The organism is Mesorhizobium sp. M8A.F.Ca.ET.165.01.1.1 (assembly GCF_004792065.1).
Lineage (GTDB): Bacteria > Pseudomonadota > Alphaproteobacteria > Rhizobiales > Rhizobiaceae > Mesorhizobium.
Genome location: NZ_SRTH01000009.1, coordinates 61592 through 83084 on the forward strand (window position 1 = coordinate 61592; position 21493 = coordinate 83084).

Sequence of the window (21493 nt, forward strand, 5' to 3'; positions counted from 1 at the left end):
GGCGGGCAAGCGACATTGAACACAACGCAGGAAGGGAGCCGGCATGTCCTATTTCGACGAACAACTCGACGCGCTGGTCGACGAGGCAGCGCAAACAGTCGGCCACCGCCGGCCATGCGGCTGCGCACAATGCCGCCGGCAACAGGGCTTTCGCGCCGTGGAGGTCAGGCGCCGGCATTTTCCAAGCGGTGGCTGCGGCTGCGGTTGCGGCGGCGACACCTCCTTCGACGAAGCCACCGTGCGGCGGGGACGTGCTCCGCGGCCGGCGCGCGGCCAGACCTCGGCACGGGCTCGGGGTTCGCAACTGCCGGGCTGGCGCGGCTGGACGCCGCCGGTGTCGCTGGCCGCCATCGATGCGGCGCGCACCGCCGCCGGCAGGGGCCAGGCCGTCGATCCATTGCTGCGGCCGTTCCTGGCGCCGGGGCCGCAGGTCTATCGCATCACCCGCGCCGGCATAGACCGCGACCGTCCGCTCAGCATCGGCATGACCAAGGGGACCAATTCGATCGCGCAGAGGATTGTCGAACATTACCGGCAGCCGAGCCGCGCCGACCCCCGGGTCAACACCGCGATCCGCAACCTGCAACCGGGCCAGGTCCTGGTCCAGGCGGCTCGCCTGACCCGCCAGGCGATGCATCCAAGGCGGGCCCGGAACTATGAGGGCTGGCTGCAGGACCGGGAGCGGCCACTGCTCTATGACCCCAACAGCACCACATTCGATGAAGCGGGGCTGATGTACACCAACTGAACCAAGGGAGATCTCCATGCACGGGCAAGTCGCACCTCATGCAAGGTCGGTATGGGCCGACCTCGATGCCATCGTTCTCCAGGAGGTCAAGGCGCTGCGCTCGGTCCCGCCGCGCCCGGCGGAACCACAATTTGGTTCCGACGAGGAGTTCATGGATCGCGCGACGGCCTACCTTGAGGGCCGGGGCGAAGAGGCCCATCTTCTAGTGGACCGCCTGCGCGACATGCTCGGCCCGGCAGCGGACGCGGACATGGCCGCGACCGACGTCCCACGGGCGGTGGCAAGCGGAGGCGGGATCTACGATGTCGCTCCGCCGGATGTCGCGCCGCCGCAAGCCGAGCCACCACAAGCCGAGCAAGACACATGACGCTGTTCTCGCCAGCGCCCTTCGAACTCGACCGTCTGGCCGACGAAGCGGATTATGCGGTGGTCGGGCCGACCGACGGCCGCGCCAGAGTCGCGCACACCAACCGCTTTCCGCACAGCGCGGTCTGCCATATCGAGCGCGACTTCGGCGACGGCAGGCTGACCGGCTGCACCGCTTTCCTGATCTCGCCGACGCGCCTGCTGACCGCCGCACACTGCATCACTAGCCCGATCCGGCAGCGGCTTGGCCTGCCCAACCTTGCCGTGCGCATCCGGGTCACGCCGGGCCGTGCGTCCCGCGACGCGCGCCCCTTCGGCTGGCAATGGGCGAAACGCTGGCACGTTAATCCGCCCTACCGCCGTCGGCCATCCGCGCTGCACGATGTCGGGCTGATCGAACTCGAGCGGCCGTTCTCGCCGGCGCCGGGTTTTTTCCGGCTGTGGTCGCCGAGCCGGCAGGATCTCGACAGGCTCCGGGCCTCGCGTCTGCTGCACATTTCAGGCTATCCGGCCGACAAGCCGGAGGGCACGCAGTGGGAGCATGCCGAGCGTCTCGACCGGATCACCGAGCGGCAGCTTTTCTACAGCGTCGACACCTGCCCGGGGCACAGCGGTGCGCCCGTCTGGATCCAGCGCCAGCAAGCCGGCCCGCCGGTCATCATCGCCGTTCACACCGCCGGTCCGCGCCCGCATTCGGGCGGCGCCTGGGGCTGCCGGCCGGGTGTGCCGCTGGCGCCGGCCGGGCTGTTCAACCGCGGTGTCAGGATAACGCCGGACCTGTTGCGCTCTATCAACTCCGGATTCGCACCCTGACCTGAAAATTGATGGCCCCAAATGATTTTGGGAATGCTAATATTCCGGGAAGTGTTATAGTTCGGGCCATCAATGCAGCATTCATACGGGTTGCGCCGTGGTCCGGTGGCGTGGCCGTTTGCTAAGGCGCCAGGGCTTGTGATTGTAATGAGTTTCCTGCCAACTAAGGCGTTCGGTCATGATTGGGCATGCCGAGAACTTGCAGAGGCTTTCGGAGTTCGCCGAAGAACTCTCCGCGTCACGGAATGAGCGGAACACCGATACGGACACATCGAGTTTTGTGGTGAACGGCCATTCGCTGGTCGCCATCCGGCATCTCGAAGATGAGGAGCCTGGCGGCCCGAGCGGCCATGGCGATCAGCGCCCCGTGGGCCGCATCGTATGCGCCGGCACTCACTATCTGATCTATGACGCAGTCTATGTTCCGGCAACCGCCGACACACCGCTCACGGCCGCCGATATACTGACGCGGCGCGAGCTGCAGATCGCGCTGCTGATCGCCGAAGGCAAGCTCGACAAGGAAATCGCACGCCAGCTCGGCATCAGCGGCTACACGGTGCGCGAACACATCAGGCGGATCTTCGCCAAGCTGAATATCGGCCGCCGCTCGGCAATCGCATCTTGCGTGCTGCCCGGATGGACGGATTTTCGCCATGATGTCCGATAGATCGAGGCGCTGCCTGCGACCAGCATGGGTCAGCCGATGCCTTGCCTGAAGGGTCAGCCCTGAGCAGCATGCCGAAGAGTTCGCGCGGCTCGTCGGGGTCGGCCAGCATGTCGAGTTCCTGGTAGAGGCTGGTCGACTTCAGCTGATCCCTGACATAACCCAGCGCCGAAAAGTCCTCTATGGCGAAGCCTACGGAATCGAACAGCGTGATCTGGGCGGCATCGCGCCGGCCCTTGGTCGCCTGATATGACCTGCCACAGGTTATCGGGCACATGCTGCTGGATCTCGCCTTCGATGGGGGTCTGCTGGGGATATTCGACGAAGATGCCGAAGGCCGGCGATCGCCCGATGTCAACATCCCTTCATTCTTGACACTATTTAAAGTATCTGTAATAGTTTTTACAAAACAAGAGACCGTGGATTTCGGGGAGGCCAATGGCGATACGCGATGTTCTGATGCGCGGGGATCTAGCGCTGACGCCGTCGGAGGAAAAGATCGTCCGGCTGCTGTTGACGGACTATCCGACCTCCGGCCTTGGCACCGCCTCGTCGCTCGCGCGGCGCGCCGGCGTCAGCGATCCCACCGTGGTCCGGCTGGTGGTCAAGCTCGGCTATGAGGGGTTTCCGGATTTTCAGGCAAAGCTGCTCGCCGAGGTCGAGGCCAGGCTGCATTCGCCTCTGTTGATGATGGAGACCAAGCGGCAAAGCGGTTCCAGCGACAGCGCGGTGCTCGCCTATCTCGATTCCGTCACCGCGGCCCTGCAGAAAGCCACCGCCGCGACACCGGTCCAGACCTACGAGCGGGCCGCCCGCCTTTTGATGGAGGCCAAGGGCGAGATCGTTCTGGTCGGCGGCCGGTTCAGCCGCCACATCGCCGGCATGCTGGCCGGATATCTCGCGCAGTTCCGCAGCGGAGTCCGCGATCTCGGCGTGCTCTCCCCCCAGACATTCGACACGCTGGCCGATCTCGGCCGCCGCGACGTGCTCGTCGTCTTCGACTATCGCCGCTATCAGCTCGACGTGATGGCCTATGCAAGCCAGGCGGCCGCGCTCGATGTGCGCATTCTTCTGTTCACCGACCAATGGCTGTCGCCGATATCAGACCTCGCCGAAGTCACGATCGTCAGCCCACTCGAAGTCGCCTCACCCTATGACACGCTGGCGCCGGCGATCGCACAGATGGAGGCGTTGACCGCCCAGATCGTTTCGACGCTGGGCGATGACGCCCGGGCCCGTATCGAGAGAATCGAGAAAGTGCGGCACGCCAATGCGGTGACGCTCGACAGCGATGCGGAAGGCCAGACGGTTGGCCCCCGAAAAACAGCTGGACCACGCAAGACACCTGGACCCAAAGCAGCAAAGCAGGACGACAAGGCATGACCCAAACCTTATCCAAGCTGGCCCTACCCAAGCGAGACGAAGCCTTCCGTGCCGGCGAGACGGCGCTGCTGCTCGTCGACATGCAGCGCATCTGGCTGGAGCCGGGCGCAGACCCCTCGCATCCGGAGCGCGGCCCAGACCATTATTTCTACCGGCAGACAGCCTTGCAGACGATCCCCAACCAGGAGCGCCTGCTGGCGGCGGCGCGGGCCAATGGCGTCGAGGTGCTGCACACCATCATACAGAGCCTGACCGAAGATGGCCGCGACCGTTCGCTCGACCACAAGCTGACGCCGATCCATGTCGCGCCCAGGCTGCCCGAAGGCCTGCCGGTTGCATCGCTGGCGCCGGTCGGCGACGAGATCATGCTCCCGAAGACCTCGTCCGGCATCTTCAACTCGACCAATGTCGACTACCTCCTGAAAAACCTTGGCATCCGCTACCTCGTCGTGGTCGGCGTGCTGACCGACCAGTGCGTCGACATGACGGTGCGCGACGGAGCCGACCGTGGCTATCTCGTCACCTGCGTGTCGGATGCCTGCGCCACCATCACCCAGCAACGTCACGACATCGCGCTGAAGGCCTTCGGCGGCTATTGCTGGGTCACGGACACCGACACCGTCGTCGACCGCTTCAACGCCCTGGGAAAAACGGCATGACATCGACCGTCGAGCCCCTCGTTGCCGTCGTCACGACAGACCTCTCCGCCATTACGCGGGGCCGCTTCGTTACTGAAGGCAAGTTGCAAAAAACCGCCGCGACCGGTGTCGGCTGGCTGCAGGCCAATCTGTCGATGACGCCGTTCAATTCGATCGTCGATCCCAACCCCTGGGGCTCGTCGGGGGACCTTCGGCTGATCCCCGATCTCAAGGCACGCTTCCGCACCGAACGGACGGGATCGGCGACCCCGTTCGACATGGTGGCCGGCGACATCGTCGAGCTCGACGGCAGCCCGTGGCTCGGCTGCACGCGGACCATGCTCCGGGACGCGCTGGCGGAATTGAAGGCTGCGACCGGCCTTTCCGTCATCGCCGCCTTCGAGCACGAATTCCACATTGCCGATGGCAGCTTCGCGCCGGCGCATTCGATGTCCTTTGCGGCGCTGCGCCGCACCGACCCGTTCGCCCCCAATCTGATGGCGGCGCTGGAGGAGGCAGGCGTCGGCCCCGAAGTCGTCATCGCCGAATTCGGCAATGAACAATTCGAAGTGACGCACGAGCCGGCCGATGCGCTGACGGCAGCCGATCGCGCCGTCGCCATCCGCGAAATCACGCGCGAAGTGGCGCGCAATGCCGGCTGGCGCGCGAGCTTCGCGCCCAAGATCGCCCCCAATGCCGTCGGCAACGGCGTGCACATTCATTTCAGCTTCGTCGACGAAGACGGCAAGCCGGCGACTTACGATGCGGCGCGGCCCGGCGGCCTCTCCGCCAAGGCCGGCGCCTTCTGTGCCGGCGTGCTGCGCCATCTGCCTGGGATGACCGCCATGACGGCGTCGAGCGTATCATCCTTCTATCGCCTCAAGCCGCACAGCTGGAGTTCGTCCTACACCTGGCTCGCCGACCGTGACCGCGAGGCGTCGCTGCGCATTTGCCCGACGGTGACGATCGGCGGACGCGATCCGGCACGGCAGTACAATGTCGAGTACCGGGCGGCCGACGCCACCGGCAATCCTTATTTGTCGCTGGCCGCGATCATCCGCGCCGGGCTGGAAGGGCTGAAGGCGGATCTTCCCTCGCCGCCGCTGGTCACCGGCGACCCGACGCTGATGAGCGAGGCGGAACGGGCAAAGCTTGGCCTGGTGCGGCTGCCCGAAACCTTGCCGGCGGCGCTGGACGCGCTTCTGGCCGACAAGACCGTCACGGGATGGTTCGCCCCGATCTTCATCGAGACCTTCGTCGGGCTGAAGCAGCATGAAGCCGAGCGCCTGGCCGGCCTCGATCCGGCCGCCATCTGCGATCTCTACCGGACGCTCTATTGATGACCGCACGGAGTGAAAGGAACACGCCCGCTCAAGGAGACTGGCCCGACGCCGTCGAGGTTCTCAACGAGCACGGCCGCTGCGACATCGTGCTGCTGTGCGAGCATGCGTCCAACCACATGCCGGCCGAATATCGGCAGCTGGGGCTCGATGCCAGCCACCTGCGGCGCCACATCGCCTGGGACATCGGCGCCTCGGAGGTGACGCGCCTGTTGTCGGCGCGGCTCGATGCGCCGGCCTTCCTCAGCGGCTATTCCCGGCTGCTGATCGACCTCAACCGGCCGCTGGACAGCCCGGGCAGCATCCCCCTGCTGTCGGAGGACACCGACATTCCCGGTAATGCCGGTATCGACGCGGCGGAACGGGACCGACGCGCCAAGATCATGTTTTCGCCGTTCCATGACCGGGTGACCGCACATCTCGACCGACGGGCGGCCGAGGGCAGGCCGACGCGAATCGTGACGATCCATTCCTTCACGCCGGTCTTCCTTGGCGTCGCAAGACCATGGCATGCGGGCGTGCTGCATGACCATGCCGCCGATCTCGCCGCAGCGATCCTTTCGGGCCTGCGCGCCGACGCGTCGCTCAACGTCGCGGCCAACGTGCCCTATGTGATCAGCCGCGACGCCGACTACGCCGTGCCCATCCATGGCGATGATCGCGGCATCCCTGCTGTCCTCATCGAGATAAGGCAGGACCTGCTGTCGACACGGTCCGGCATCGAGGAATGGGCGGACCGGCTGGCGGCGGCGCTGCCCGCCCGCGAGACGGAGACAACTTCGTGAAGAATCTCGCGGCTCACGCCAGCCACTCCTTGATCGCCGGGCGAGCGAGAACGGCACGCATGCGGTCCTCGGCGTCGGCGACAGCCAGTGTCATCGGGGCACGGGTCGGACCGCAATCGACGCCGATGACGCGGAACGCCGCCTTCATGCCCGGCAGCACACCGGTTTCCAGCAGTGCCTCGACGAAATCCTGCGACACCATCTGCAGCGCCTTCGCCTGGCGCAGATCGCCGCCGCGAACGGCCTGATCAATCGCCACGTAGAGCCTGCCGAGCAGATTGTAGGTAGTTCCGATACCACCCTCGGTGCCGAGCATGCCGGCGGCGGCATAGATCTCATCGAAGCCGTAGTAGAACAGCTTCTGCGGCTGCCGCTTGCGCAGCAGGGAATATTTGAACAGGTCGGTGGAGGTGAACTTGATGCCGACGACATTGCTGAGATCGAGCAGCCGGACCAGCAGGGGAAGCGGCAGCGGCCGGCCGGTGCGCAAGGGGATTTCATAGACGATAAGCGGCAGGTCGGTCGCCGCCGCCAGCGCCTGGTAGTAGCCGAAGACTTCTTCGTCGGAGAACGGGTAGGAATGCGGCGGCAACGCCGACAGCGCGTGATAGCCGAGCTTGCGCGCCTGCCGCGCCAGACAGATGGAATCACGCAGGTTCGGCATGCCGACATGGGCGATCAGCTTGACGCCACTTGAGACCGCGCCGGCGAAGACCACCTCTTGCTGCGCCAACAATTCGTCCACCGTCAGCAGGCCGGATTCGCCGCTGCTGCCACCGACATAGAGGCCTGCCAGACCCTGGCGCAGCACATAATCGTTGATGTTGCGCTGCCGTTGCGGATCGAACTCGCCGGCATCGCTCAGTCCGGTCATCAGGGCGGCATACATACCCGCCAATTGCTTGGTCATTGGGATCCTCGGTTTTCCAGATTTGTCATGATGTGGCTTCGCCAGCGTGGTGGCAGGCGACGAGATGCTGGCCGGTGCCGGCGGAGCCGAAATCGCGCCGTGCCGGATCGACCTTGGTGCAGATCTCGGTCGCCAGGGGGCAGCGCGGATGGAAATGGCAGCCGGGCGGCGGCTTCGACGGATCCGGCACGCCACCGCCGAGCACGATGCGGCGGCGTGTGCCCCCCGCCTTGGGATCGGGCTCCGGGATCGCCGACAACAGCGCGCGCGTATAGGGATGCAGTGGTGCGCCGAACACCGCTTTCGTGGTGCCGATCTCGACGATGCGGCCGAGATACATCACCGCGACGCGGTCGCTGAGATAGCGGATCATCGACAGATCGTGCCCGACGAACAGATAGGTCAGGCCGAGGCGCGGCTTGAGGTCGTCGAGCAAATTGACGATCTGCGCCTGGATCGAGACGTCGAGTGCCGAGATCGGCTCGTCGGCGATGATGAATTTCGGATTGGCGGCAAGCGCGCGGGCAATGCCGACGCGCTGGCGCTGGCCGCCGGAGAGTTCGAACGGATAGCGGTTGCGCAGCGCTTCCCGGAGACCCACCAGCGCCAGCAATTCGCTGACACGGGCATCGCGCGAGGCGCGGGTGCCGATCTTCTGCGCACGCAACCCTTCGCCGATAATGCGGCCGACGGTCATGCGCGGGTTGAGCGAACCGAACGGGTTCTGGAAAACCATCTGCATGTCGCGGCGGCGCTGCTTCAGCTCCTCGCCTGTCGCGCCCGCATAATTCCTGCCCTCGAAGACAATGCTGCCGGCGCTGGGGCGCTCAAGGCCCAGCACGGCGCGGCCGGTCGTCGATTTGCCGCAGCCGCTTTCGCCGACCAGCGCCAGCGTCTCGCCGCGCATCACCTCGAAGCTGACGCCGTCGACGGCATGCACCGCGCCGACCTGCCGCCTGAGCACGCCGCGCCGGATCGGAAAATGCACCTTGAGATCGGTGACGGTGAGCAGCGCTTCCTGCTTCGGTGCCGTCACGGCCGGCTTGTCAGCGGCGCCGGCGCCCGTGCGCGGCCCCCGTTCCACCTCCCGCCAGCGCCAGCAGGCGACGGTCTGATCGGCACCGGCAGCTTCCAGCGGCGGCCTTGCCTGGCGGCAGCGCGCCTCGGCATGGTCGCAGCGCGGCGCGAAGGCGCAGAAGGTCGGCGCCAGCGTGACATTGGGCGGCGCGCCCTTGATCGGCACCAGCCTGGTGTTGGCCGCCGTCAGCGACGGGATCGAGTTCAACAGGCCGATCGTATAGGGATGCTTGGTTGCCGAAAACAAATCGCCGACCGGCGCGCTTTCGACGATCGAGCCGGCATACATCACCGCGACGCGATCGACGAAGCCGGCGACGAGGCTGAGGTCGTGGCTGATCCAGATGATTGCCATGCCGAGCTGCTTCTGCAGGCGCACGACCAACTCGACGATCTGCGCCTGGATGGTGACGTCGAGCGCGGTCGTCGGCTCGTCGGCGATCAGGATCGACGGTTTGCACACCAGCGCCATGGCGATGCCGATGCGCTGCAACTGGCCGCCCGAGAACTGGTGCGGAAAGGCGCGCATGCGCTGCGGCGCGTTGGCGATGCCGACCAGCGCCAGCATGTCGAGAGCCTGGCGTTCGGCCTCGGCGTCGTTCAGGCCCTGGTGCTCGCGCAGCGCCTCGGTCAGTTGCAGGCCGATGGTCAGCACCGGATTCAGCGACGACATCGGATCCTGGAAGATCATGGCGATGTCGCGGCCGCGTATCTGGCGCAGCTCTCTATCGGGCATGGCCAGGAGATCGCGGCCACGAAACAGCGCCCGGCCCGCGGTGACGCGGCCGGGCGGCTTGCGGATCAGGCCCATCAGCGTCTGCACGGTGACCGATTTACCGGAGCCGCTCTCGCCGACGATCGCCAGCGACTCGCCCTCGGCAAGGTCGAAGGAGACGTCGTTGACGGCATAGACGGAATTGCCGCTCGGGCCAAATTCGACGCTCAGCCCCTGCACCGAAAGCACCGCCTGCTGCCCGATCCCCTTCGCGGCCCTGCCGACGGCAAGCGTGTCGGCGCCGATCATTTGCCACCCATGATGTGCTGCGGGTCGAGCGCATCGCGCAGGCCGTCGCCGACGAAGTTGATGCTGAGTACGGCCATGGCGATCATCGCGCCGGGCGGGATCCACATCCAGGGCTGGCTCTCCAGGATCGACAGCGTGCGGGCGTCGCGCAGCATGTTGCCCCAACTGGCGGCCGGCGCCTGCGCGCCAAGGCCGAGGAAGGAGAGCGAAGCTTCGAGCAGTATGACGGTCGCCACGTCGAGCGTGATCGCCACCAGGATTGGGCTGAGCATATTGGGCAGGATGTGTTCTAGGATGATGACCGGGGGCGAGGTGCCGAGCGAGCGCGCGGCCAGGATGAATTCCTGGTTGCGCAAGGCCAGGATCTCACCACGCGTCAGGCGGGCGATGGAAGGCCAGCTGAGCAGTCCGATCACCACCATGGTGTTGAAGATGCTGGGCCCGACGACCGCGACGAAGGCAATGATGATGACCAGGCGCGGGAAGGTCAGCACCATGTCGATCAGGCCCATCAGCAGGAGGTCCACCTTGCCGCCGAAATAGCCGGCGACGCAGCCGATGAAGATGCCGATCGCCGCCGAGATCGCCACGGCGACGAAGCCGACCGTCAGCGATATGCGGCCGCCATAGAGGATGCGGGCGAAGATGTCGCGGCCGGTGCCGTCCGTGCCCAGCCAGTGCATGCCGCCAGGCGGCTGGTTGCGACCTCTGAGATCGATTTCGTTGGGGCCGTAATGGGCGATCAGCGGCGCCAGCACGCAGGCGAGCACGATAATGGCGAGCATGATCAGGCCGAGCGTTGCCAGGCGGTGGTTGAGGAAGCGGCGCGCCGCCTCGCCCCACAGGCCGCGCGATGCGCCGGCGGCGATCGTCATGTCGAGGGCGGCGTCAGTCATAGCTCACCCTGGGGTCGAGCACGCTGTAGGCGAGGTCGGTGCCGAGATTGGCCAGCATGACGATGATGGCGGTGATCAGCACGTAGCCCATGATCACGGGACTATCCCTGTTCACCACGGAATCGATGAACATCAGGCCGATGCCTGGCCACTGGAAAATGGTCTCGATCACCACCGAGCCGCCGAACAGCGTCGGCAGCGCCAGGCCGAAGACGGTAACCAGCGGGATCAGCGCGTTGCGCAGGCCGTGGCGCAACGTGATGGTGCGGGGCTTGAGGCCCTTGGCCTTGGCGGTGCGCATATAGCTCTGGTTCAGCACTTCGAGCATGCCGGCGCGGGCATAGCGCATGAAGATCGCGGCACGGAACAACGCAAGTGCGGCTGCGGGCAGGACGAGGTGCCTGAGATTGTCGAGGAGCGAGAAGTTTTCACCAGCCGTGGAAATGCCCGACGACGGCAGCCAGCGCAGCTCCAGGGCAAAGACGTAGACGAGCAGCAGTCCCATGAAGAAGTCCGGGATCGAGACGCCGACAAAGCCGGCAAGCGTCAGCGAATAGTCGGTGAGCTTGTATTGCCTGAGCGCCGAGATCACGCCCAGCGTGGTGCCGATGACGAAAGCGACGAGCAGTGCGACGCCCATCAGTTCCAGCGTCATCGGCAACCGCTCGACGATGATGTCGCCGACACTGCGGCCATTGACGAAGGAGCGGCCGAGATTGCCGTGCAGGATCTGGCCGATCCAGTGGAGGTACTGGATGTAGACCGGCTGGTCGAGGCCGAGTTCGCCGCGCCGCATGGCAATCAGTTCCTCGCTCGACGGCGCCTCCGCCGTGATCATCGCCAGCACCGCGTCACCCGGCATGGCATGCGCGATGGCGAAGACGATCACGGTGACGCCGAACAGCACCGGGATGCTGAGCAAGAGTTTGCGCAGGAGATAGCTGAGCACCGGCCTCTCCTATGGCTGAAGGCGGTTTTGAGACAACGGATCGGGAGGCTCGGTCAGAGCCCCACGACCGGCAAGGCTATCCGCGGCTATTTCGCCACCTCCCATTTCTCGACTTCGTTGTAGACGGGGTGGTTGAAGATCACGAGCGGCTGTTGCTTGAAGTGCTGGGCGAGGCCGACGATGCGGTTGTTGAAGGCGAGCGGCCGCACCTCGTTCCAAAGCCAGGCCTTGGGCAGGTCCTGGTTGAGGATGCGCGAGGCCTCCTGATAGCTCGCGGCGCGTGTGGCGCGGTCGTTTGACTCCAGACCCTTGTTGAACAGCTCATCGACCTTGGGGTTGCAGTAGCCCATGGCGAGCGGCTTGGCGCCGCAGACCACCAGGGGCGAGCCGAGCGAGGGGTCGAGCCCCATGCCTTGCGCGAAGAAGCCCATCTGGAAGCTGCCGTCGGCATAGACCTGGTTGATCGCCGCCGGATCGAGCAGGCGCGGCTGGATGTTGACGCCGACGGCGGCCAGATAACTCTGGATGGCGGTGACGGTGTCGACGTTCATCTGGTCGGAATAGTAGTAGATGAAATCGACCGGCTGGCTCGCATCCCAGCCCGCGTCGGTAAGCAACTGCTTGGCCTTGTCGGGATTGTAGTCGTAGGGTTCGAGGTCCTTGGCGCGCGCCCAATCCTGCGGGAACAGCGTGTTCAACAGTTCGCCGGCGCCCTGCTTGACGGTGTCGATGATCGCCTTGCGGTCGATGGCATAGAGCATCGCCTGGCGCACGCGCACATCGGCGAAGCGCTTGTTCTCCAGATTGAACTGCAGATAGGTCGGCAAGCCGGCGGAGAATTTCGGCAGCACCGTCAGATAGTCGAGCTTCTGCAGGCGGGGCAGTTCGGAGATCGGCACGCCGCCGCCCTCATAGGACATGGCGTCGACCTCCTGCGTCTCGAGCGCGGCGATAATCGGCGGCACGTCCTTGTAGATCTGGTAGATGATGCGGTCGAGCTTGGGCGCGCCGAGGAAATAGTCGGGATTGCGGTCGACCTCGACATACTGGTCGCTCTCATACTTCTTCCAGATAAACGGGCCGGTGCCGACCCGATTGACCCAGAACGCATTGCCCTTGACGTCGGCGGGCGCGACCTTGCCCAGGATGTGCTCGGGAAAGATGCTGATGGCGATGAGCTGCAGCTCGACCCAGAGCGGCTTGGCGCTGTCGAGTTCGATCTGCACGGTCGCGTCGTCCAACGCCTTCACCCCGGCAAGCGAGGTGGCCGAGCCATCCTGGAAGGCCTTGTATCCGGCCACGGCGGAAAGCTTCTGCGCCCAGGGCGAACCAACCTTCGGATTGGCGTAGAGATTGAGGCTGAACACCACGTCCTTGGCGGTGAAAGGCGTGCCGTCATGCCATTTGACACCATGGCGCAGGTTGAAGACATAGGTCTTGCCGCCGTCCGCCGTCTTCCAGCTCTCGGCCAGCATCGGCTGCACGCCGTCGCCCGTCCATTTGATGTGGACGAGGCCCTGCAGCACGGTCTCGTCGAGCCGATGGCCGCAGGTGGTGTGCAGCGTGCCCATCTCGATGCAGCCGGTACGCATGGCGGAGCGGAACGTGCCGCCTCCTTCGGCCTTCACGGCACCCGCAGCAAGCATGAGCGCCAGCGCCGGCAAAAGGCTGATCAGAAATCGTCTCATGGAATTCTCCTCCCTTGGATTGTCTCGGCCGGTCGTGGCTGACGTCTGAGCGCGCTTTCTCGCGGTCGTTTGGTCGCGGTTTGGCGTCCGGTCGCTCATTGCAAGCAGCGACCTCCTCCTACCCTTCGGTCGCGCCAAGCCCCATCGATCCACAACTCCTTGCCCTGTGCTGGCTTGCGGTGACTGGTCTAATAGCTTAAAAGGTACACCATGCACAATATGCCGGTTCGAAAAAAATTGTCCGATGAAGTCCGCCTCCGCCTGGAGGCGATGATCCGGGACGAGGTCTATCCGGTCGGCGCTTCGCTGCCGTCCGAGCGCGAGTTGATGTCGATGTTCGATGTCGGGCGCCCCTCGGTGCGCGAGGCGTTGTTTGCGCTGGAAAAGATGGGCCTCGTGCGCATCAACAGCGGCGAGCGGCCCAAGGTGACGCGACCGACGCCGAAGAACATGCTGGAGCAGCTGACGGGCACCGCGCATCTTTTGATGGACCAGCCGGATGGCATCGGTCATTTCGAGCAGTTGCGGCTGTTTCTCGAAGTCTCGATCGCGCGCCATGCCGCGGAGGTGGCGACACGTTCACAGATCGACGCGCTGGCGGCGGCGCTTGCCGAAAATGAACGCGCCATTTCACGCGCCCGCGCTTTCGCCCTCACCGACGTCGCCTTTCACCGCGTGCTGACCGCGATCCCCGGCAATCCGATTTTTCTCGCCGCGCACGAGGCGCTGGTGGAATGGCTGATCAACCAGCGCATCCACATGGCCAATACCGAGCTCGAAAACCGCATCAGCTTCGCCGGGCACAAAAACGTGTTCGAAGCTATCGAACGGCACGATCCCGAAGCCGCTGGCCAAGCGATGCGGGAGCATCTGGAAAACGCCCGGCGCAAGTTCAATCCGGGCCAGTCGAAACCCGACTAATAGAAAGATCGCGGCTATCTACGCCGCGTGAAACGTCGGGGCCATCTCGTCTAGAGCGATGGCCCCATCAGGATACGGCTGCCGTCGCTGAACCGGGATAGACGGAACCTGTGAAGGTTGTGTCCAGCCTCGTTGCCCTGGATCAAGTCGGACAGGACGCGGCCCATGCCGGGCCCTATGCCGAAGCCATGGCCACTCATCCCGGTCGCGATGACGAGACCCGGAACCGCTGCGGCGCGATCGACCACCGGCACGACATCCGGCATCGCATCGATCATGCCGGCCCAGCTTGCCCTGAGCGGCACCGCCTCGAATTGCGGGAAGAGCTCCTTGAACCCACGATCGATGGCGTGAAGCGCCCTGGGCTCCGGCACAGGATTGAGAACGCGCATTCGTTCGAACGGGCTTTGCTTGTCGGCATCCCATTTGCGCGGGGTAGACCAGCTGTCGGGATATGCACGAGGCGCCGCCGGCAGGTAGCGCGTACCGAAAGGGTTCGCCTTCAGGGCGGGCAGATATTTCGGTGCGTGACGCAAAGCATCCGGCCCGACATAGAGCAGGTGGCTGCCTCCCGCCGCCAGCGTGTATCCACCGTCCTTTCTACGCCGGAAGGCGATGCGTTCGTCCGCGGCGGCGCCAGCATGGATTTCCGGCATCGGCGCGGTCGCCGCGACGGTCGTGCGGACACTGAGCTGCGGGATCGAGACGCCATGCGCGCGCAGGAACAGCGACGTCCAGGCACCGCTGGCGACAAGCACGTTCGACGTGGCGATGCGGCCTTTTTCGGTCCAGACCCCGCTGATACGCCCCGCGGAGATATCGAGCATGCGTGCCGCACAGTTCTCGATGATGGTGACACCCTGGCGAGCGGCCAGGCGGGCAAGGGCCGGCACGGCGACCCAGGGCTCGGCGCGCATGTCCGACGGCGTGGTCATGGCACCCTTGAAGGAGCGAGACATGGCTGGGATCAGCTTGGCGGTCTCGCCCTGGTCGAGGAGACGCGTGTCGACGCCATGGGCCTCTGCGACCTTCAGGAACTTTGCGAAATCAGCCATTTCCTTGTCGGTGCGCGCAAGATAGGTCACGCCGGTCTGCGTCAGGCCTATGTCCTCGCCGCACTCCTCGGCCAGTTGGCGCCAGAGACGCTGCGCTTCGATGACGATGGGCAGTTCGTCCGCGTCGCGGCCCTGCTGGCGGATCCAGCCCCAATTGCGCGAGGACTGCTCCGCGGCGATGCGCCCCTTCTCCAGCAAAGTCACCGGTATGTTGCGCCGGGCCAGGAACAAGGCCGCGGTCACGCCGATGATGCCACCGCCGACAATGACCACATCCGACGTCTTCGGCAGCGGCGCCTGAAACTGGACCGGACTGGCCTCGGTGAAAGGGAAGATCGTCAAAGGATTATCCTTGTTCATAAGCGTGGCCCGACGCCGATGGCTGGTCATGGTGGCGCGAAAGTCGCAAGCCAAGCACGACGTGCGTCAACGAGCACTACACGACCGGTCTCGAAAATTTGCATGCCAGCTCGATGAAATTGTTGACCACCCGTCGAGGCCGCTTCTCGTCGCCGCGGCCAGGCTTCGAGAACTGAGCCGCGGCCGCCAGTCCATGCCGTGGCGAAATTGGATGGTGGTTCAGCTTTCCAGCTCTCGAAGCGCCGTCAGATCGATCTCGGTGATGTGCCAGCGGCCGAGATTCGCCGTGTAGAGTTTGTCGCCCTTGAAGGCGATGTTGGTGGGATGCGCCAGTGTGGTGGCCGCCGGGTCCTCGATCAGCACTTCGAGGCCTCGGTCCGGCCGCCAGCGATAGATGCGGCTTGGCTCGTAGCACGAGATGAACAGCGCGCCGTCAGACGCGAAGGCGAGCCCATCGGGAACATTGTGCACGCCTTCGACGACGACTTTTCGCGGCCCTGCCGCGCCGTCGGCGAGGATCGGCACATGGCTGATGCAGGGCGCGTCGCTCTCCACGACATAGAGGCCATTGCCATCAGGCGCCATGGCCATGCCGTTGGCGAAGGACATCGCCTCCCGGCACCACAGGCCACCTTCGCCGGTCTTGAGGTCGTAGCGAAAGATGCCCGAACGATTGTCCTCACCAACGCTGTCCGACACGTAGAGCCAGCCCCTGGACTCATCGACGATCGGATAGTTCGGCACGCGGATGCCGGACGACGCGAAGCGCTCCATGCGACCTGTCGCGGCGTCCCGGCGGAAGATCGCGGCATGCCTGAGATCGCAGGCAAAGCAGTTGCCCGCGCTATCGAAGGCGATGCCGAGCAGAAAGCCATCCGTGCCGCCCATGCGCTCGACCGAACCGCCGTCGGCGGCCAGCCGCAGGAGATCACCTGTCTCGGTGCCGCACCAGATCCAGCCATCACGGTGGACCGCCACGCCCTCAGGATGCGCGACGCGCGGGCTGGTGAAGATGCCGTCGAAGAAGACGCGCGCGGCCGACATGTCGAGCAACGGCTTTGGCATGGATCAGCTCCTTGCGGTGAACAACCTCTGCTGTGCAGCTATGCAGCGCTCGACCATGACGCGGTCCGCGGCGAGGATTTCCGCGATCAGCGCGCCGCGCTCCTTGGCACTGACGAATTCCAGGCGACGCAAGCCGAGCGGATCGATGCGATTGCGCAAGATGGCGAGCGTATCGCTGGAAGGCAGCGGAACCTCGCGGCAATCTGCATCGAAGGTCACGGCAAATCCGGTGGCGTCGCGGATCTGCTGCTGCGTGGTACCAGGCATTGTCTCGATGACGATCGATTCCCGGGATATCTGGTCGAGCCGGAAGATGCAGAGGTCGGTGAAGACCAGCGCCTTGCCGGTGCGATAGCCCATCGGCTCGCGCTCGGCCGGCGTCAGCAGCCCGCGTGCGGAACTGGCGATCTCGACCCCCTCGACCAGCGACTGGGCCGAATGGCGGGGAACGTAGAGCAAATAGTCGCGATGCATGTTGGCGACATCGGCCATGCCGCCCTGCCCCGGCAGCCGGATCAGTCCGCCGCTTGGCTTGCGCAGCGCGATGGTGTTGACGCGGCCGCGCCGGTCGACCTGGGCTGCGCCGACGATCTCATGCGTCACGGCACCGGCCTGGTAGTAGGTTGAATAAGTATCGTCGCCGCCTGCATGCGCCGCCGCCGTCTCGCAATCAAGGCTTTCGATCAGCGACAGGATCATCGGGCTCGGCGCGATGTCGAGATGGCCGCAACTCATCGTCGCGATGATCATGTCCGGCGCGTGCGTTGCCTTGGCCAGCCGGTAGGCGACATTGGCGAGCGGCGAGACGGCGCCGGCACTGGCGAAGCTTTCATTGTCGAGTTCGGCCGCGATTCTTGCGGCGATGATCTCGTCGACGGATGCTTTCCTGTCGCCATGCACGAGACCAGGCATCGCGAGGACAGTCTCGGCGCTGACTTTCGCAGCTTGTTGGAGCGGCTCCGGCACGCCTTCCGGAGGCATGCGCAGATTGTCCGCCAGGGCTGCGTCCTTGGCCGCGAACGCCTCCGACAATGCCGGATAGTCCGTGACGTAGAATGGCAGGCAGGATGCCGGATGAGCGCCGCCCGGCGCCAGCGCTATGGCCGAGACCTGATTGCGGGTGAGGATGCTCTGGCGGCCGTCCTGCCGCAGCGCCCCGACCGGAACAATTTCCTCGACCGTGACCAGCACCTTGCGGGCAGCGCCGGCCATGGCGAAGTCCAAGGCACGCGGGCCGATGATCTGCACATTGCCGCTTTCGTCGGCGCGCTGGGCATGGACGACGAATGTATCGAGCCGCAGCGGCGGGATAAATCCGGTATCTGTTCCGGTCACCGGATCAGGCTTGGCGCTCGCGCCCGGCACGCGCGCCAGCATGTCCGATCCCAGTGGCAGTTGGAACGGCATCGACGGCAGGTTCTGCTGCGCCGCCCGCAGCGCCTGGATCATGGCGAGTGCCGTCCAGTCGCGAACAGGGATTGCGCCGGCCTCGGCGGCCGCGCGGAACCTCGGCGGCAGCCCAAAGATGTCGAGACTGGAAAAGCAGAGATCGATTTTCGCAACGGCATTTGCTTCGAGCAGCAGTTCAAGCGGCAAGCCGCCAGCCCAGCAGACGTAGTGCAAGTCCTTGACGCCGGAACGCGCGACAGCGCGCAGCAAGGCGATCGGCAGCCGGGCGAAATGGTGGCCGCCGACGCCAAGCGAGTCACCCTGGCCGACCATCGCGGCCAGTCCCTCGACATCGGTGAGGCGCGGCCGGTTCGGTTTGACCAGGGACGTCTCGGAACTGTTCCTCATAGCGCGGATGCCTCGATGCGGTAGCGGGTCACGAACGGCTTTTCGGGCGAGAATTCCAGCGCCGTCGCAATGCCGGATCGCGCGATCGGATTGTCGGCCAGGGCGGTTGCAGGGCCGAGGCCGAAGGGCGAGCAGATCGGCTCGATGCCGATTGCGACATGACGCCCATTCCAAGGGGCGGCCTTGCGGCCGCGATTGGAGTACCACAGCAGGAGGCTCGGGAAATGCGCCTTTTGCCAGGAGAGTTTTACGCGATAGCCCTCCGCGTGGTTGGCAAGCGCCGCGGTGCCGTCCAGCCCTTCGATCTGCAGCAATTCCTCGGTATCGGCGGTGAGCGGCAATCGCGAGGCGTCGGCCGTGCCGCCGGCGCGCGCGGGCACGCTGGTGAGGTCGGTGAAGGATTTGCCGCGGGCGAACAGTTCCGCGCCGGGTTCGACATCGTGTGGATAGGTGCGGCCTTCATCGAAGCTGCCGAGTTCCAGTGAGGCGGCACCTGTCTCGAACGGGAGCCGGAATACTGGATGCAGGCCGATCGGCAGGCGGCAGGCGCGGCGGACGACGATCCTGAACTCGATGTCGATGGCCGCCGCCGACGGATCGGGCGTCACTGTCCGTTCAACGCGCTCGACCGGGCTTGCCTGGGGATAGGTCAGCTCCAGCGACAACGACCCACTGCCGCTGGCCCGCCAGGTCCAGTCATGGTTGGAGCCGTGGCCATGGACCTCCTCCTCCGATTCCGGCGAACCCATCACGCGCGCCCAGTTCCCGGGCCATCCCTCGGCAGGCACCGAATAACCGAAGGGCACGCAGGGCCATTCGCCGCGCAGTTTGCGCAGGATGCCTGGCAGCGCCTCCGTGCCGGGTTCGTTCGACCACGGCGCGATGTGCATCGGCGAGACCTGCCTGCCGTCTTGCAGAATGAAAGTAACCGGCGCCAGCATGGCGCCGAGCCGCTGCACGGTCAGCGCGCCGTAGGCCCAACCTAGTCCGCGATAGTCGTCGCCGCCCTTCACGGCCCGGCCTTCTTCACCTTCGCAATACTCCTCTCGGCGAACTCCCTGACGCGCCGCTGGCCGATCTCGCCGCGGTAGAGGTCGCCTAATATGTCGCGCTCCATGGCGAGACCGGCAGCCAGATCGCCCGCCACGGCATGCGCCGTCAGCCTCTTCAACCCTTCGATCGCGGCGGCGGGTTCGGCGGCGATCATTCCGGCCAGTTCCAGCGCGCGCGGCATCAAACTGTCGACGTCGACGATCTCGTTGACCAGGCCGGCAGTGACGAATTCGGACGCCGGCACGATCGCGCCGGTCATCAGCAGAAAATTGGCGCGGTTGCGGCCGAGCTTGGCGACGCTGCGCTGCGTGCCGCCGCCGCCGGGGATCAGCCCGAGCTTGATCTCCGGCAGGCCGAGCTTGGCGAACTGGTTGGCGATGACGAAGTCGCAGCACAGCACGAGTTCCATGCCGCCGCCCAGCGCAAAGCCATTGACCGCCGCGATCACCGGCTTTGCATTGTTCTCGATCGCCGCGTACATGCGCGTGCCGGCGGCCTGGAAAATGTCGAACTCCGGGCCGGTCTGCGCGGCATATTCCTTGATGTCGGCGCCGGCCATGAAGCCGCGCCCCTCGCCGGTCACCACGATCGCACCGACGCCCTCGTCGCCGGACAGCGCCTCGAAGGCTTCGGTGATCTCACCTTGCATCAGCCGGTTCATGGCGTTGAGCTGGTCGGCCCGGCGGAAAGTGACGACCGCGACGCGGCTTGATATTTCAACCGTGAGTGTCTGGTAGGCGCGCATCGTCAGGCCGCATCCACGGTCATGTCGCCGGATGCTTCCAGCGCTGCGATCTCATCCTTCGAGAGACCGAACTCGGCCAGGATCTCGCGGCCATGCTGGCCGACCAGCGGCGCGGGCCGCTCGATGGTCGCCGGCGTCTCGCTCATCTTCACCGCCGGTGCCACCACCCGCACCTTGCCGCCGCGCGGATGATCGTAGCTGGTGATCATGCCCATATGCGTGACCTGCGGATCCTCGGCCGCGCGGCGGATGTCCTTCACCTCCGCGCACCAGATGTCGGCTGCCAGCAGCCGCGCCAACAGATCCTGCGTGCCAAACTTTTTGGTCTCGGCATTGACCTTTTCGAACACCTCGTCGCGCTTGTCGAACAGGGTCTTAAGATCGTCGTAGACGGCAAGCTGTGGCGCCCGCAGCACCTCGTACAGCGTCTTGAACGGGCTCATGGCGATCGAGATGTAGCCGCCGTCGCTGGTCTCGTAGATGCCGAACGGCGCCTGCATGCCGGGATGGCCGATGCCGGAATTCGGCCGCACGAAATCCTCGCCGAGATTGAGCACGGCGACATATTCCTGGTTGAGATGCGCCAAAAGACCGGCCAGCAGATTGACCTCGATCTTCTGGCCCTTGCCGGTCTTCTCGCGATAATAGAGCGCCGACAGGATGCCATAGACCATGTTCATGGCGCCGATCTGGTCGGCGAGGCCCGCGCCGGCGGGAACCGGAGCCTGGTCGCCGCGGCCGGTGTTGGCGATCAGCCCTGCCAACCCCTGGATCAGCATGTCCTGACCGGGGCGCTCGACATAGGGTCCCTCCTCGCCATAGCCCGACCCGGAGCAGTAGATGACGCGCGGATTGACAGCCTTGAAGTCCTCATAGCCGTAGCCGAGCTTGGCCAGCACGCCGGGACGGAAATTCTGCACGACGACGTCGGCGCTCTTCGCCATCTCCATGATGATGGCATGTACCTTGCGGCTCTTCAGGTTCAGCGCGATCGAGCGCTTGTTGCGGTTCCACGCGAGGAAGTTCGGGCTCTCCGAGCCGCCAACCCATTTGGCGAAGAATGTCATGCCACGGAACATGTCGCCGGCGCCTGCGCGCTCGATCTTGATGACATCGGCGCCCATGTCGCCCAGCAGTTGCGTTGCGAACGGCCCCTGCAGCAGATGGCTGAAGTCGAGGATGCGGACGCCTTCGAGAGCCTTGTTCATGTCATGTC

Annotated in this window: 20 protein-coding genes and 1 pseudogene; 9 read left to right on the forward strand and 12 right to left on the reverse strand. The window is 65.2% G+C overall.

Features of this window, described 5'->3' with window-relative positions:
- Positions 1-43 precede the first annotated feature (43 nt).
- From EN808_RS22510 to EN808_RS22525, 4 genes are all read left to right on the forward strand, one after another.
- A complete protein-coding gene (locus tag EN808_RS22510) occupies positions 44-748 on the forward strand; it encodes a hypothetical protein (protein WP_135916916.1) in 705 nt (234 codons plus the stop codon).
- Positions 749-764: 16 nt separating this feature from the next.
- The gene (locus EN808_RS37110; protein ID WP_245525115.1) at positions 765-1115 is read left to right on the forward strand and encodes a hypothetical protein; all 351 of its coding nucleotides are present in this window, start codon (positions 765-767) and stop codon (positions 1113-1115) included.
- Positions 1112-1927 (forward strand): serine protease, encoded by an 816-nt coding sequence (locus EN808_RS22520; RefSeq protein WP_127870912.1) that lies wholly within the window; start codon positions 1112-1114, stop codon positions 1925-1927. The genes EN808_RS37110 and EN808_RS22520 overlap by 4 nt, the downstream gene beginning before the upstream one ends.
- 178 nt (positions 1928-2105) lie before the next feature.
- Positions 2106-2594: a helix-turn-helix transcriptional regulator gene (locus EN808_RS22525; protein WP_127275917.1), complete on the forward strand. Its 489-nt coding sequence runs from the start codon at positions 2106-2108 to the stop codon at positions 2592-2594.
- A 55-nt stretch (positions 2595-2649) separates the two neighbouring features.
- Here the strand turns inward: EN808_RS22525 and EN808_RS37115 are convergent.
- Positions 2650-2956: pseudogene (locus EN808_RS37115) on the reverse strand (hypothetical protein); the annotation flags it as partial.
- A 73-nt stretch (positions 2957-3029) separates the two neighbouring features.
- On the opposite strand from EN808_RS37115, the gene EN808_RS22535 reads away from it, so the two are divergent.
- The 4 genes from EN808_RS22535 to EN808_RS22550 are packed head-to-tail and all read left to right on the forward strand — an operon-like array spanning position 3030 to position 6737.
- On the forward strand, positions 3030-3974 hold the full coding sequence (locus tag EN808_RS22535; RefSeq protein WP_127275916.1) for a MurR/RpiR family transcriptional regulator: 945 nt from the start codon (positions 3030-3032) through the stop codon (positions 3972-3974).
- Positions 3971-4633, forward strand: coding sequence for an isochorismatase family cysteine hydrolase (locus EN808_RS22540; RefSeq protein WP_127275915.1), 663 nt, complete (start codon positions 3971-3973; stop codon positions 4631-4633). The genes EN808_RS22535 and EN808_RS22540 overlap by 4 nt, the downstream gene beginning before the upstream one ends.
- A complete protein-coding gene (locus EN808_RS22545) occupies positions 4630-5952 on the forward strand; it encodes a glutamine synthetase (RefSeq protein WP_127275914.1) in 1323 nt (440 codons plus the stop codon). Before EN808_RS22540 ends, EN808_RS22545 begins: the two co-directional genes overlap by 4 nt.
- Positions 5952-6737 (forward strand): N-formylglutamate amidohydrolase, encoded by a 786-nt coding sequence (locus EN808_RS22550; protein ID WP_127275913.1) that lies wholly within the window; start codon positions 5952-5954, stop codon positions 6735-6737. The genes EN808_RS22545 and EN808_RS22550 overlap by 1 nt, the downstream gene beginning before the upstream one ends.
- Before the next feature lie 13 nt (positions 6738-6750).
- Here the strand turns inward: EN808_RS22550 and EN808_RS22555 are convergent, their stop codons facing one another.
- The 5 genes from EN808_RS22555 to EN808_RS22575 all read right to left on the reverse strand — a co-directional run bounded on the left by EN808_RS22555 (position 6751) and on the right by EN808_RS22575 (position 13281).
- Entirely contained in the window at positions 6751-7647 is an 897-nt protein-coding gene (locus EN808_RS22555; RefSeq protein WP_189343528.1) for a dihydrodipicolinate synthase family protein, read from the reverse strand.
- 25 nt (positions 7648-7672) lie between these two features.
- Positions 7673-9748 (reverse strand): ABC transporter ATP-binding protein, encoded by a 2076-nt coding sequence (locus EN808_RS22560; RefSeq protein ID WP_127870910.1) that lies wholly within the window; start codon positions 9746-9748, stop codon positions 7673-7675.
- Entirely contained in the window at positions 9745-10644 is a 900-nt protein-coding gene (gene opp4C, locus EN808_RS22565) for an oligopeptide ABC transporter permease (RefSeq protein WP_127870909.1), read from the reverse strand. Before opp4C ends, EN808_RS22560 begins: the two co-directional genes overlap by 4 nt.
- On the reverse strand, positions 10637-11593 hold the full coding sequence (locus EN808_RS22570; protein WP_127275910.1) for an ABC transporter permease: 957 nt from the start codon (positions 11591-11593) through the stop codon (positions 10637-10639). The genes opp4C and EN808_RS22570 overlap by 8 nt, the downstream gene beginning before the upstream one ends.
- Positions 11594-11679: 86 nt before the next feature.
- Entirely contained in the window at positions 11680-13281 is a 1602-nt protein-coding gene (locus tag EN808_RS22575) for an ABC transporter substrate-binding protein (RefSeq protein WP_167531256.1), read from the reverse strand.
- Positions 13282-13500: 219 nt separating this feature from the next.
- Here EN808_RS22575 and nanR point away from each other — a divergent pair, with 219 nt between their 5' ends.
- Positions 13501-14202, forward strand: a complete 702-nt coding sequence (gene nanR, locus EN808_RS22580; protein WP_272483020.1) for a transcriptional regulator NanR — start codon at positions 13501-13503, stop codon at positions 14200-14202.
- Positions 14203-14252: 50 nt separating this feature from the next.
- Here the strand turns inward: nanR and EN808_RS22585 are convergent, their stop codons facing one another.
- The 6 genes from EN808_RS22585 to EN808_RS22610 all read right to left on the reverse strand — a co-directional run bounded on the left by EN808_RS22585 (position 14253) and on the right by EN808_RS22610 (position 21485).
- A complete protein-coding gene (locus tag EN808_RS22585; protein WP_127275907.1) occupies positions 14253-15599 on the reverse strand; it encodes an FAD-binding oxidoreductase in 1347 nt (448 codons plus the stop codon).
- Positions 15600-15836: 237 nt separating this feature from the next.
- A complete protein-coding gene (locus EN808_RS22590) occupies positions 15837-16682 on the reverse strand; it encodes an SMP-30/gluconolactonase/LRE family protein (RefSeq protein ID WP_135916917.1) in 846 nt (281 codons plus the stop codon).
- Positions 16683-16685: 3 nt separating this feature from the next.
- Positions 16686-18479, reverse strand: a complete 1794-nt coding sequence (locus EN808_RS22595) for a CoA-transferase (protein WP_135916918.1) — start codon at positions 18477-18479, stop codon at positions 16686-16688.
- A complete protein-coding gene (locus tag EN808_RS22600; protein ID WP_135916919.1) occupies positions 18476-19492 on the reverse strand; it encodes a hypothetical protein in 1017 nt (338 codons plus the stop codon). The genes EN808_RS22595 and EN808_RS22600 overlap by 4 nt, the downstream gene beginning before the upstream one ends.
- Positions 19489-20277, reverse strand: coding sequence for an enoyl-CoA hydratase/isomerase family protein (locus EN808_RS22605; protein WP_135916920.1), 789 nt, complete (start codon positions 20275-20277; stop codon positions 19489-19491). Before EN808_RS22605 ends, EN808_RS22600 begins: the two co-directional genes overlap by 4 nt.
- Positions 20278-20279: 2 nt before the next feature.
- Complete coding sequence (locus EN808_RS22610; protein ID WP_135861840.1) at positions 20280-21485, reverse strand: CaiB/BaiF CoA-transferase family protein; 1206 nt, start codon at positions 21483-21485, stop codon at positions 20280-20282.
- Between the last annotated feature and the right edge of the window lie 8 nt (positions 21486-21493).